This is a genomic window from Ferrovum myxofaciens, assembly GCF_013181415.1.
Taxonomy (GTDB): domain Bacteria; phylum Pseudomonadota; class Gammaproteobacteria; order Burkholderiales; family Ferrovaceae; genus Ferrovum; species Ferrovum myxofaciens.
On sequence record NZ_CP053676.1, the window covers coordinates 234,034 to 247,470 of the forward strand.

Consider the following 13,437-nt stretch of genomic DNA (forward strand, 5'->3'; position numbering starts at 1 on the left):
TCCGGACAATCGCCTAGGCTAGTCCATTTGTTATACGGCTTCTTCCAGAAGTTCCAGACGAGCATGGCCTATTACGGAAATCCCGGAAAACAATGCCAACCCGCCCATGAGCAGGGCGACGGCGAGATCCGGCCAAGCGGTTCCAGTACCAAGCACACCGGCTGCCGCTGCCATCACAGCGATATTTCCGATGGCATCGTTGCGGCTGCACAACCACACCGAGCGCATATTGGCATCACCCTTTCGAAAAGCATAAAGCATCAGTGCGACACCTCCATTAGCAATGAGTGCCAACACGGCGATCGCCCCCATGATGGATGGCTCCGGAGGTAGACCGCAGAAGGCGGCCCAGCCCGTTTTACCGAGAATGAAGAGCCCGAACGCTACCATCGATGCGCCTTTCATCAAAGCGGCGCGTGATTTCCATGCCAGCCCCATGGATAAAACCGCCAGAGAAATTCCATAATTTGCGGCATCGCCAGCAAAGTCCACGGCATCAGCAAAGAGTGAGACAGAGCCTGATTTCAGGCCACCGCCAATTTCGATGGCGAACATTATGACATTGACGATCAACGCAATCCACAGTGCTTTGCGGTAGCCTGGACTAAGTGTGGTTTGCGGTGCACAAGCAGAATTGCAGCAACTCGCTGACATTTTTCCTCTCCTTAAGAGTGATTTTCCGAACATTACACACCCTGTAGTTGCTCCAAGGTCAAGCGTGTAGAATAAGAAATTCTATCTGTCAGGGGGAATCTTATGAAATCCGCCATGCGTATCGGCGAATTGGGGCAATCTACCGGCGTCGATATCGAGACGATCCGCTACTATGAAAAAACGGGTTTACTGAAAAATCCGGAACGGAGCAGTAACGGATACCGTGCGTATGGGCCGGAGCACCTTGAACGGCTTTCCTTCATCCGCCATTGTCGAGCACTGGACATGCCGTTGGCGGATATTAAACGGCTGCTGGAATTCGTGGAGAACCCTGCCGCAGACTGCGGTGGCATTGACCAACTAATCAGCACACAACTGTCAAGAGTTCGGGCGCGGCTGAAAAGTATGCGAGCGTTGGAGCAACAACTGACTGCCTTGCGAAATAGTTGTGATACCAACCATAGCGCAAGTGAATGCGGCATTCTCCATGAGTTGGTCGCTGCAGCGCAGGGAGAGACCTGTGCCTGCCATCGGAATGCGCCAAGTGCCACTACACCTGATCCCCCCTCTGACAAAAGACATAAAGAATGAATATTGGTATGCACAGTGGCGTTGTCGCGGCGCTAGCGGCAGCAATCCTGTTTGGTGTGAGCACCCCTCTGGCTAAATTGCTCCTGGGTTACATGAGTCCTTGGCCATTGGCTGCGTTGCTCTATCTCGGATCGGGCATCGGATTATGGATCGTGCGTCGTTTTCGTCGTATGCCAGCAGCACATTTCGAAAGTGGAGACTGGCAATGGCTGGTAGCAGCGATTGTGGCCGGCGGAATGATTGGGCCTGTATTGTTGATGCTTGGTCTTTCTGCGATGCCGGGGTCGGGTGCATCACTTCTGTTGAATGCAGAGGGAATATTTACGACACTGATGGCCTGGTTTGTATTCAAAGAAAATTTCGATCGCCGCATCGCGTTGGGCATGATTGCCATCGTTGCTGGAACTATGGTCTTGAGTTTTCCGCAGGAGATGCATTTTTCGGAGGCATGGCCCTCACTGGCCGTATTGGGCGCCTGCCTTGCCTGGGCCATCGATAACAATCTCACTCGTAAAGTGTCCCTATCTGACGCATCATTTATTGCAATGACCAAGGGATTGGTGGCAGGCATGACCAATCTCGTGCTGGCACTCCTGACAACAACTCATGCTCTCTTGCCTGGCATTGGGATCGTGGTCTCTGCAATGCTATTGGGATTCGCCAGTTATGGCATGAGCCTCACCTTGTTTGTTATCAGTCTGCGCCAACTTGGTACTGCACGTACCGGTGCGTATTTCTCCGTTGCGCCTTTCTTCGGGGCATTGCTCTCCATTGTACTACTTGGTGAATCGATAACGACGCCTTTACTCATGGCTGGAGCACTGATGGCACTGGGTACCTGGCTGCATCTGACCGAGCGTCATGAACACCGACACACGCACGAAGAGATGGAACACGACCATGCGCATATTCATGATGAACATCACCAGCATGTACACGATTATCCGGTGGCCCCTGGTACCAAACACCGCCATCTGCATCGCCATGAACCACTGACACACGTTCACCTGCACTTTCCGGATGCGCATCACCGACATCGGCATTAGCCTCTCTAAACATGCGCCGTGCAATGGCCCTGTCTTTCGCCAAGTACGAATCCCACTCTTGGTAAATATCACTCCAGCCAGTAGCAAACGAAGTCGTCGTGAAGGCATCGAATATGATCGTTCAAGGATCACTCGTACTGGCAACTAACTTGCCACTTCTAACCTAATTACACGTTTTTGGTTTTCACGCTTTTACAGATCCATATTCCCCAAGTTAAGATATAACATGCTGATTAATATTGGTAAATACTTATATTTCATGCATGGTACAAGAATTGCTTTTATATGCCCGAGTAACCGTTGATAAGCCAGATAAATTATCAAATAAAAAATTTGGCTGGTTGAATGTAAAACGGCTTAAGGCTTTACGTTATAAAAAGCGACAAGGGGGGAATAACAATGGAAATTGAAACTTTTTATGAAGTGATGAAACGGCAAGGGATTACACGCCGTAGTTTTATGAAATTTTGCAGTTTGACCGCCGCTTCGTTGGGGCTTGCACCGGGTTTTGTGCCAAAGATTGCCCATGCGATGGAAACCAAGCCGCGCACCCCGGTGATTTGGCTGCATGGATTGGAATGTACCTGTTGTTCTGAATCTTTCATTCGTTCGGCACACCCGCTGACCAAGGATGTCGTGCTTTCCATGATTTCCCTGGATTATGACGATACTTTGATGGCGGCAGCAGGTTATCAGGCTGAGGAAATCATTGCCGATGTCAGAAAAAAGTATAAAGGTAATTTTATCTTGGCGGTAGAAGGCAACCCACCACTTAATGAGGATGGCATGTATTGTATCCAAGGGGGGCGTCCATTCGTTGAAGTGCTAAAGGAAACATCTGCAGATGCCAAAGCGATTATTTCCTGGGGGTCTTGCGCTTCGTGGGGTTGCGTACAGGCGGCCAAGCCGAATCCGACGCGGGCTACTCCAGTGCATAAAGTCATTACCGACAAGCCCATCATAAAGGTGCCTGGATGCCCTCCTATCGCAGAAGTAATGACCGCGGTAATTACTTACATGCTGACCTTTGATCGCATTCCGGAACTTGATCGTCAGGGCCGTCCCAAGATGTTTTATGGTCAGCGTATCCATGACAAGTGTTATCGTCGAGCTCACTTTGACGCCGGACAGTTTGTCGAGCAATGGGATGATGACGCTGCACGCAAAGGCTACTGTCTGTACAAGATGGGTTGCAAAGGGCCAACTACTTACAACGCCTGTTCCACAGTACGCTGGAACGATGGGGTGTCTTTCCCCATCCAGTCCGGGCACGGCTGCATTGGCTGTTCTGAAGACGGTTTCTGGGATAAGGGAGGGTTCTATAACCGTGTCACTGGCATCAACCAGTTCGGCATCGAGGCCAATGCTGACCAAGTGGGTGGCACGGTCGCAGGTGTTGTGGGTGTCGCTGTCGCGGCCCATGCCGCAGCCAGTGCGCTGAGTCGCGCACGCAGTTCGCATAAGGATCAGAACAAGGAGGGTAACTAATCATGACAGCGTATGAAACACAAGGCTTCAAGCTCGACAACAGTGGTAAGCGCGTGGTGGTTGACCCGGTTTGTCGCATTGAGGGTCACCTCCGAGTTGAGGTTAATCTCGACAGTGAAAATGTGATCCGCAATGCCGTATCCACTGGCACCATGTGGCGCGGTCTGGAAGTGATTCTCAAGGGCCGTGACCCCCGTGATGCCTGGGCTTTTACTGAGCGTATCTGTGGTGTTTGCACCGGCACGCACGCACTGACTTCAGTGCGTGCGGTGGAGGATGCACTGTCCATCCAGATTCCAGAGAATGCCAACACCATCCGTAACATCATGCAGTTGAATCTGTATGTACATGATCATCTGGTGCATTTCTACCATTTGCATGCGCTGGATTGGGTGGACGTGGTGTCTGCATTAAAAGCCGATCCAAAAAAGACTTCAGAACTGGCGCAAAGCATTTCTGATTGGCCAATGTCATCGCCCGGCTATTTTCGCGATGTGCAGAATCGCTTGAAGAAATTTGTCGAATCCGGGCAACTTGGCCCATTCAGCAATGGCTACTGGGGGAGTCCTGCCTACAAGTTACCGCCTGAGGCTAATCTGATGGCAGTCACACATTATCTGGAAGCGCTGGATTTTCAGAAGGATATCGTCAAGGTTCACACCGTCTTCGGCGGCAAAAACCCTCATCCCAACTGGCTGGTGGGTGGTGTACCCTGTGCCATCAACATGAACGGTGTTGGAGCGGTGGGTGCGGTCAATATGGAACGCTTGAATTTGGTCAAGGGTATCATAGACCGCACGCGCGATTTCGTTGAAAAAGTTTATATTCCAGACCTGTTGGCAATTGCGTCTTATTACAAGGACTGGACCTTCGGCGGCGGGTTGTCGTCAAAAAATATCATGTCCTATGGGGACATTCCTCACAGGGCAAACGACTACTCGGCCGCGAACCTGTTATTGCCGCGCGGCGCGATCATCAATGGCGATCTTGCTCATGTACATGAGATCGACCTGCGCAACCCTGATGAGATACAGGAGTTCGTTTCCCACTCTTGGTATAAATATCCGGATGAGAGCAAAGGCCTTCATCCTTGGGACGGTGTTACCGAGCCTAACTATCATCCCGAAGGCTCCAATTTTAAGGGTACGCGCACCAAAATAGAACAACTCGATGAAAGTGCCAAGTATTCGTGGATCAAGGCGCCAAGATGGAAGGGCAACGCGATGGAAGTCGGACCATTGTCACGCATGGTACTGGGTTATGTGCAACCCGAACAATATCCGTTCATCAAGGACACGGTAGACAGTGTTCTGCACAAACTTGATTTGCCGGTCACTGCGCTGTTCTCCACCCTGGGGCGCACTGCCGCGCGCGGCATCGAGACGCTCTACTGCGCAAAATTGCAGGAAGAGCAGTTCGACAAGTTGATTGCCAATCTAAAGGCGGGCGATTCAGCAACAGCCAATGTCGAAAAATGGGATCCGTCTATGTGGCCCAAGGCGGCCAAAGGAGTCGGTTTTACTGAAGCGCCCCGTGGTTCGCTGGGACACTGGATAAAGATCAGGGATACCAAAATCGAGAATTATCAGTGCGTGGTGCCGACTACATGGAACGGTAGTCCCCGTGATCCCAAGGGGCAGATCGGTGCATTCGAAGCCGCGTTGATGAACACGCCCCTGGCTAAAGCTGATCAACCCCTGGAAATTTTGCGCACCCTGCACAGTTTTGATCCATGCCTGGCATGTTCGACGCATGTCATGTCACCTGAAGGACAGGAGTTGAGCAAGGTTACGGTACGCTAACGTTAAGGAGAATTCCATGATAGTCAAAACGATAGATGAAACTGCTGCCGGCACTACCGTGTACGTGTATGAGGTGCCGGTCAGGGTGTGGCACTGGATCAGCGCATTGTGTATTGTGGTCTTGGCGATAACGGGCTATTTTATCGCCAGTCCGTTACCCAGTATATCCGGGGAGGCGAGTGAGCATTTTCTGATGGGTTACATTCGTTTTGCGCATTTTTCTGCGGCCTATATTTTCGCCATCGGCTTTGTTGCGCGTATCTATTGGGCGATGGTAGGCAATAGGAATGCTCGGCAATTATTTGCACCGCCTGTATTTGATACGGACTGGTGGGCAGGTATGTTTCAGGAAGTGCGCTGGTACCTGTTTCTGGAGAAGAAGCCAAGAAAGTACGTAGGCCATAATCCGTTGGCGCTGCTATTCATGTTTGTTGCCATCACCCTAGGCGGTTTGTTCATGATCGTTACGGGTTTTGCACTGTATGGCGAGGGCGCGCAAGGCTGGTCGCACGCATTATTTTCCAGTTGGGTTATCCCCTTGTTCGGCCAGAGTCAGGATGTGCACACCTGGCACCATATGGTGGCATGGGGCATTGTCTGGTTCATCCTATTGCATATCTATGCAGCGATCCGCGAAGATATCATGTCGTCACAAACCATGGTCAGCGCCATTATCAGCGGATACCGATCATTCAGGAAATAGTAGGTATATCGTTGCACACCTTTTCCTTATTAGACGGTAATTGTTGGTGTAGTCAGGATAATCAGATAGATGCTATGGATCGTTGTTGCCGATAAAGAGAAAACAGGAAACTTCCCGCTACCACCACGATGACAGATGCTCCTATAAGCAATTCGTGCCCTTCCTGCCAGGCCACTGTTTCTGGCAAGAAGCGGCGCGATAGCCCCAAACCCGCCACCGCGAGGCTGAGCAGCGCCACAGTTATTCCCATGATGCGTGAAGTTGTGCGTGCGCTGGCATCAGCGCGCTGCAACAGGTGCGAAATCCATAGTCCATTTAAGGCATCGGTGACCATCATGCCAATCATGAAACACATAGCCAGCAACAACGCATAAACCAACCCCCCGAAACGTGTGGCAGTTACAGAAAAGAAGGCCGCCTGAGAAAGTGTATCAAAGGATAAAGCAAACAAGGCACCCACCAGTGCAATCAGCACCGGGTTGCCAGCATTCTTTAGCCTGTTCAGCCAGCGTCCTTTAATTCCTATCATCTGCACCATTTCGTGGGATGGGGTAGAAAACACTGCATATAGATTGAGACTGCCCAGCAATAACAGAAAGAATTCTGATATCAATGTACCTACGTCATCCAGCCAAGATGGCGCAGATGTATGATGGAACAATAGTCCGGCAGCAATTGCCACAATACATACCACAACACCATGCCCAAGTGAGAACAGGAATCCGCATAAGCGTGCCAGACGCATCCGTCCTGCCAAGGTATTAAAACGAGTCAACCCGTCTATTGTTGCAAGATGATCGGCATCCAAGCCATGTTTCAGTCCCAATACAAAGGCCAACGTGATTAATGGGTAAACGCTCTCAGTTCCCATGACTTCTCCTTTAAGAATTCGATGTTCGCGGCAAACGCAGAACAAACTCGGCACCACCATGTTGTAGATTGCCGACAGAAAGTTTTCCGCCATGACGTTCAATAATGCCGTAACTGATGGATAAACCAAGGCCGGTGCCCTTGCCAACTGGTTTGGTGGTATAAAAAGGGTCAAACATTTTATCTAATGCATCAGTGGCAATGCCAGGACCGTTGTCACGGAACAGTACGATGATCTCGCCGTTTTCTTCCCGTGCTGATACTTCCAGCAATGGCTCTGCCTGATGATCCGTTGCATCAGCGGCATTCTGAATCAGATTGATAATGACTTGCTGCATCTGCCCAGGTGAACCCGTCACGGGCAGATCATCGGGTAGTCTGATCTTGACGCGAAATTTTGCGGGAGTCGCCCGCGTAACCCAATGCACTGATCTTTCGATGATTTCAGTCATATTGAATTTTACATTCTCATTGCGATCAGTGGCTGAAAAACGCTTCAAGCCATCAACGATATCGCGTGTGCGCTCAGCGCCTTCAATCGCGCCATCCAGCAAAGGGGCGAGGTCGCTCAGAATATGATCTATGCGCAACTGCTCGCGCAATGTTGCCAATGACACATGGCTGACACCAGCATGCATCGCATCCAGATATTGTTTGAAGCGTGTCGTATAGCGACGCATCGCATGTACGTTACCCAGTACAAAACTGATGGGGTTGTTGAGTTCATGTGCTACACCTGCCACCAGTCGACCCAGAGAAGCCATTTTTTCTGATTGCAGCAACTGCTGTTGGGTTCGCTTAAGTTCATCATGGGTTTCACGCAAGGCATGGTAAGCACGATGTAGTTCACCGATTGGTCTGCCGGTAATCACAATACCCAGCAATTTTCCAGTTCCGGACAAACGAGGTGTAAAATTGAGCGTTACTGGAGTGGTGCCTCCATCACGAGTAAGGAACTGAAATTCCAGATCATGCGCGGGTTCAGTAGCCAGTCGCGCGATGACATGTTTCACAGCCGCAAATGATTCCGATTCTCCAAACAAGGATAAAAGACTGATTCCTTTAAGTTCGTCTTCACGCTTTCCGGTAAAATCAATGAGTGCCTGATTTACCTCCTCAATCATTTCATGCCGGTCACATACCACCAGTAAATCGGACATCGAAGCAAGGACGCTGAAAATGAATTGTTGTGACTCTTCCAGCGCGTAATTTTTCTGTTCCAGATCCACTTCGTGTTGCAGCAACTCGTTGTATACCTCGTCCATCCTGTGTACTACATCAACCCATATGGATTCGGACATCGCCTCGGGTGGTGTGGTCGAAGTTAAGTGTGTAAAGGGAGATTTGTCGGAATCAATCATTGCATCAATGCACCGTACACACCATGCAAGGATCGAAGGATCGCACTACATGCTGCACTGCAACTGGAGCACCCTCATTGTTTTCTTCAATCTGAACGCCCACCAGCGCTTGCTCCAGCGCACCGGGTTTGCCTGCTGCATCACGCGGAGAGAAGTTCCAGGTAGTTGGCGCGATTATCTGGTAATTGTATATCCTTCCATGGCGTACTTCTATCCAATGACCCAGACTGCCGCGAGCGGCTTCGACCAAACCAATACCACTCCCATCCTCCAATCCTGTCACCGCCTGACAGAATGGTTCGCCAAGGCGGATGCGCCGAACCCACTCTTCCATTACCGGCACCATGCAGGCAATTTCCAGCATGCGAGCAATCACGCGCGCCATTACATTGCCACCATAGCGTGCTACAAGATCGCGCGCCAGTGGGTGTCCTGCCACCAATTGTCTTGCCAGTGCACCAGTTTCAATTACATGACCATCCAGTCTGGGGGATTTGCACCAGGAATATGCCCCAGCCTTGCCAGGATGGGGTAGGGTATGACCTATGGCTGGTGCAAGCGCTGCCTCGCCTTCCATCCAACTATGTGAAACATCTTCGCGTATCGTTGAAATATCCAGCGCTCGCAATTCACCATTTTCCCATAATCCTGAAGGGAGCAGGCTGTCGTCACCGTCATGATATGCGCCATAACTCATGAAACGATCACTTGCTCGTCCCATTTTATGCAACTCCAGGTCGTAGGCTATAGAAAGGAAATGCGGTAAATCGGCGGAGGTTGTGTGACTATCCATCCACGCCAGAAGTGCGGATTCTGAATCCAAATTTGCAACTGATTCCAGTTGGTCTCCAAACAATGTCCGCTCCAAAAATGAGCGGAACTCCGCCAACAATATTGCGAGCCGGATTTGCTCAGCACTTTCTAGCGGACGCGATGAACCCCCTGGTTGCAACGACAAGGTATGTGGCCACTTCCCTGCGAGGTAGCCCATCAAATGCATGAATTTCGCCCGTGCGGGCAATATGTCAGCCATAGCGCTGCCGCTGACCGCTTTGAAACGCGCATGAGTATCAGAAAACCATGCGCGTCCCTTATAAAAAGAACGGGCGAAGTCTGGCATGAAAAACAGATAAAAATGGCTTAAGTGATCAGCCAGGTTTTCAGCGGCAATCGTCAGATTAGCCGCTAGACGGCCATTTTCCGGGGGTTGCAAACCCATCGCATGAGCCAGTGCCTGGGCTGCTGCTGCTGACTGGGCCACCGAGCAAATACCACAAATACGTGGCACATACACCAAGGCATCCAGCGGATATTTATCCTTGAGCATCTGTTCGAAACCACGGTACATGGGTGAATTGACATAGGCAGCCTGTACCCGACCCTCGGCAATGTCCAAAGCGACTTCAAGATCGCCTTCCACTCGATTAAATGGACCGACCATCAAACGTTTCATTTTGATCGCATCCTTTTCACAGCAGGAACCACAACTTGATGATCGGCTACGGCGTTTTCCTTAACACGTTTGGGCGTTGCTGATTTGGAAAGCGAGGCAAGCACCACGAACCACGCCTTCGGCATGTCGATGGGCAAACCAACAGGAATGCCGCCAAGTTTCGGCGTTTCAGTGAACGGATGTCCTGGTTCTTCAAAACCCGGTTCGGTGCAGGAAATGCAGGCGTAGCCGCCGCGAACACACGAACCTTCGCCATTCCAGAGGCGTATGTTGCAATCGGCATGTGCTTGTGTTCCCTTGCAACCGAGATTTTCCATCAAACAGCCAAGATCAGACGGCTTATGCGCGCTGGCTTTAAATTCATAGAACTCATTACGAGTACAGCCATGATGCACCAGATGATCAGCATACATACGCGGTCGCTGGAAGACATCCAGTCCTTGCACATTTAACATGCCTGATGCCAGCGCAGCAAGGGTTTCAATGACCCAGTTGGGATGCGTTGGACAGCCGGCAATATTGATTACAGGCAATCCGCTGCTGTCTCGGTAATCCCGACCCAGCAAACCACCCAGGGAATCGCCTTCGAATTGCAGACCGCAGGCATCCGCAGGGTTGCTACCTGTGGCGGTGATTCCACCGAAAGCAGCGCAACTACCCACCGCTACTGTATGGCGTGCGACGCCTGAAAGCCGTTTGATTATCGACATCATGGAATTACCACCAGTCGTTCGATGAAAGTCGCCGCTACCTTGCGGACCACGCAATATCGCACCTTCCAGACACAGGATGTCAAGGCGAGTCACGCCGCTTATGCAGTCGTCAAAGATACTGCGCGCATCCATCGCGCTCTCTTCCGATAGGGAAGGATGCCATAGCAAGCGAATGCCGAATCCTTCCAATGTGTTGAACAGATTACTGCAATTGGCGTTGAGCAGCGACATGGTGCAGCCGCCACAGCCGCCAGACTGTAGCCAGAGTAAATTGAGCGGATCACGGTTGGTGACGTTACCCAATTTTTTTCTCCAATCCATAGCGAGATAACTTGCTGCGCAAGCCCGCACGCGATAATCCCAATTCGGCTGAAGCACGGGTTTTGTTCCAGCGCAATCGTATCAGTGTTTCACGTAGCACGCGCGCCTCAAGCATCTCCATACGCTCCTTTAGACTGCCATTCATTCCGGAAAACACCTGCATGTCCGTTACTTCTTCTTCTGGTGCAGCGTGCAATACTTTCGCGGAAAGCAAATGTGATCCGATATGGGTATCTTCGCTCAGCAACAACGCACGAATAATTTCATTTTGCAATTCGCGTACATTGCCTGGCCAGTGGTAGCGCCCCAGACAATCCAATGTCTCTGGAGAAAACCCCGCCACATCTTTACCTATGCTCTTTGAGGCGGTGTTGAGTAAATCGTAAGCAATCAACGGAACATCCATCTTACGCTCTCGTAACGGAGGAACGGGCAAAACAAACTGGGTCAATCGATAGTAAAGATCGGCGCGAAAGCGACCACGCTGAACCTCTTCTTCAAGATTTCTATTCGTCGCGGAAAGCACACGTACATTCACCTTGCGCGAACGGGAACTGCCGACGGAACGAATTTCACCTTCCTGCAACACACGTAACAGTTTGACCTGAAAAGCGGGCGAGGTATCTCCGATCTCATCCAGAAAAATTGTGCCTCCATCGGCTTGCTCGAACAAACCGATGCGATCTTCGAAGGCACCCGTAAAACTTCCACGTTTGTGGCCGAACAGTTCGGATTCCAGTAATTGATCTGACATGGCGCCACAATTTTCGATTACGAAGGCACGACCTGAACGCGGGCTGGAATAATGGATGGCGCGCCCAAGTAATTCCTTGCCGGTACCGGATTCCCCGGCGATATGTACTGCAATATCACAACTGGCAACCCGGGCAGCCATGTCAACAACCGCATTCAACGGGCTGGCCGCTGCACGGGTGATGCGGGAAAATTCGAAATAATCTCTCAGTTTTTCGCGTTTTTTTTCCACACGCTGGCGCAATATCGGCTCGGCAGTACGCAATTCCAGATTCATGGACTGAGTCTGCTGTTGCAGATCGTACAACTGCGCAGCTGCTCGCACGGTCAACAGTAAGGATTCCGGATGCCATGGTTTCAGGATATATTGATAAATACCGGCCTCATTGATCCCCGCGATGATGTCTTGTGTTTCGGTATGGCCGGAGATAATGATCCGAACAGCGTCAGGCCATTGCTCCCGCACTTCTTGCAAAAACTCAACTCCCGTCGTTTCCGGCATGCGCTGATCGCATAACACTACCTGCACGGACTCATGTTCCATGATCCTGCGACCATCCTGCGCGCTGGAGGCGATGAATACAGTAAAGTCCTCTTCCAGAGTACGACGCAATGATTCTTGCGAGCGTATTTCGTCGTCTATAACCAAAATGGTGGGCAGTATCCCCATTAGCATATCCTCGGCAATTGCTCACCCGTTAGCCAATCTATCACGCGACGTCCGCCTATCCGGGTGGTGAGTTGCACAAAACCGTGTGCATCCTCCTGTACCTCGCCGATGATGGAGGCTGCTTCGGCCAGCGGATGTGCGCGCATCACAGCCAACAGACGTTGCGCATCTTGCGGCGCGCAGATTGCGATTAGTTTGCCCTCATTGGCCACATAAAGTGGATCGAGTCCCAGAAATTCACAAGCTGCTTCGACCGGCTGATTCACTGCAATCGCAGACTCATACAGCATCATGCCCACACCGGACTGTTTGGCAATCTCATTAAGTGTCGTCGCTAGCCCGCCGCGCGTCGGATCGCGCAGTACACGCAGTTCGACACCACTATCCAGCATGGTTGCTACCAAACGGTGCAACGCAACGGTATCCGACACAATAGGTGCTGAAAAGGCCAGCCCCTCACGCTGTGACAGGATCGCCATGCCATGGTCACCTATCGTGCCGGACAGCAGAATCTTGTCGCCCGGTTGTGCCAGATCGCCGGATAACTTGACACCATTGCGCATGACACCAATACCCGTGGTTGTAATAAAAACACCATCTCCCTTACCCCGTTCCACTACCTTGGTATCACCAGTGACGATGGGCACGCCGGATTCCCGTGAGGCTTGCGCCATAGACTCGACAATGCGTTTCAAGTCTGACAATAAAAATCCTTCTTCCAGTATGAATGAAGCTGACAAATACAATGGTTGGGCCCCCATTACCGCAACATCGTTGATGGTGCCGTGAACCGACAGGCAACCGATGTCGCCACCTGCGAAAAATAATGGTGACACCACGTGGCTGTCAGTCGCCATTACCAGGCGCCCAGTCTCCTGCGGCAGTAATGCACCATCATTGCCCTGAGACAGATACTCATTGTCGAAGGCGGCGGCGAACAACTCGGTGATGAGTTGTGCCATGGCACGCCCCCCCGAGCCGTGCGACATATCTACCCGACCATGTTTGATAT

Annotated in this window: 12 protein-coding genes; 5 read left to right on the top strand and 7 right to left on the bottom strand. The window is 51.2% G+C overall.

The window, feature by feature from the left end; translation table 11 throughout:
• Nucleotides 1–30 precede the first annotated feature (30 nt).
• Nucleotides 31–654 (bottom strand): cation efflux transmembrane domain-containing protein, encoded by a 624-nt coding sequence (locus HO274_RS01160; RefSeq protein WP_031597584.1) that lies wholly within the window; start codon nt 652–654, stop codon nt 31–33.
• A gap of 114 nt (nt 655–768) precedes the next feature.
• Between HO274_RS01160 and cadR the strand changes: the two genes are divergently transcribed.
• From cadR to cybH, 5 genes are all read left to right on the top strand, one after another.
• Complete coding sequence (cadR, locus tag HO274_RS01165; RefSeq protein WP_051862391.1) at nt 769–1,245, top strand: Cd(II)/Pb(II)-responsive transcriptional regulator; 477 nt, start codon at nt 769–771, stop codon at nt 1,243–1,245.
• Nucleotides 1,242–2,291 (top strand): DMT family transporter, encoded by a 1,050-nt coding sequence (locus HO274_RS01170; protein WP_031597580.1) that lies wholly within the window; start codon nt 1,242–1,244, stop codon nt 2,289–2,291. Before cadR ends, HO274_RS01170 begins: the two co-directional genes overlap by 4 nt.
• A 405-nt stretch (nt 2,292–2,696) precedes the next feature.
• Nucleotides 2,697–3,779 (top strand): hydrogenase small subunit, encoded by a 1,083-nt coding sequence (locus HO274_RS01175; protein WP_031598078.1) that lies wholly within the window; start codon nt 2,697–2,699, stop codon nt 3,777–3,779.
• A 2-nt stretch (nt 3,780–3,781) separates the two neighbouring features.
• Nucleotides 3,782–5,581 carry a nickel-dependent hydrogenase large subunit gene (locus tag HO274_RS01180; RefSeq protein WP_031598076.1) on the top strand — a complete coding sequence of 600 codons (1,800 nt, stop codon included), beginning with the start codon at nt 3,782–3,784 and terminating at the stop codon, nt 5,579–5,581.
• Nucleotides 5,582–5,597: 16 nt separating this feature from the next.
• Nucleotides 5,598–6,284: a Ni/Fe-hydrogenase, b-type cytochrome subunit gene (gene cybH / locus HO274_RS01185; RefSeq protein ID WP_051862528.1), complete on the top strand. Its 687-nt coding sequence runs from the start codon at nt 5,598–5,600 to the stop codon at nt 6,282–6,284.
• A 61-nt stretch (nt 6,285–6,345) separates the two neighbouring features.
• On the opposite strand, the gene HO274_RS01190 is transcribed toward cybH, so the two are convergent.
• From HO274_RS01190 to hypE, 6 genes are read right to left on the bottom strand one after another with little or no spacing between them, the layout of a single operon-like run.
• A complete protein-coding gene (locus HO274_RS01190) occupies nt 6,346–7,248 on the bottom strand; it encodes a HoxN/HupN/NixA family nickel/cobalt transporter (protein WP_273120713.1) in 903 nt (300 codons plus the stop codon).
• A complete protein-coding gene (locus HO274_RS01195) occupies nt 7,166–8,515 on the bottom strand; it encodes a sensor histidine kinase (protein ID WP_273120716.1) in 1,350 nt (449 codons plus the stop codon). The genes HO274_RS01190 and HO274_RS01195 overlap by 83 nt, the downstream gene beginning before the upstream one ends.
• A 4-nt stretch (nt 8,516–8,519) precedes the next feature.
• On the bottom strand, nt 8,520–9,968 hold the full coding sequence (locus tag HO274_RS01200) for a nickel-dependent hydrogenase large subunit (RefSeq protein ID WP_273120718.1): 1,449 nt from the start codon (nt 9,966–9,968) through the stop codon (nt 8,520–8,522).
• Entirely contained in the window at nt 9,965–10,984 is a 1,020-nt protein-coding gene (locus HO274_RS01205) for an NADH-quinone oxidoreductase subunit B family protein (RefSeq protein ID WP_273120720.1), read from the bottom strand. Before HO274_RS01205 ends, HO274_RS01200 begins: the two co-directional genes overlap by 4 nt.
• The gene (locus tag HO274_RS01210; protein WP_200874373.1) at nt 10,977–12,425 is read right to left on the bottom strand and encodes a sigma-54-dependent transcriptional regulator; all 1,449 of its coding nucleotides are present in this window, start codon (nt 12,423–12,425) and stop codon (nt 10,977–10,979) included. The genes HO274_RS01205 and HO274_RS01210 overlap by 8 nt, the downstream gene beginning before the upstream one ends.
• Nucleotides 12,425–13,414, bottom strand: coding sequence for a hydrogenase expression/formation protein HypE (gene hypE, locus HO274_RS01215; protein WP_420537418.1), 990 nt, complete (start codon nt 13,412–13,414; stop codon nt 12,425–12,427). The genes HO274_RS01210 and hypE overlap by 1 nt, the downstream gene beginning before the upstream one ends.
• Nucleotides 13,415–13,437: the final 23 nt, after the last annotated feature.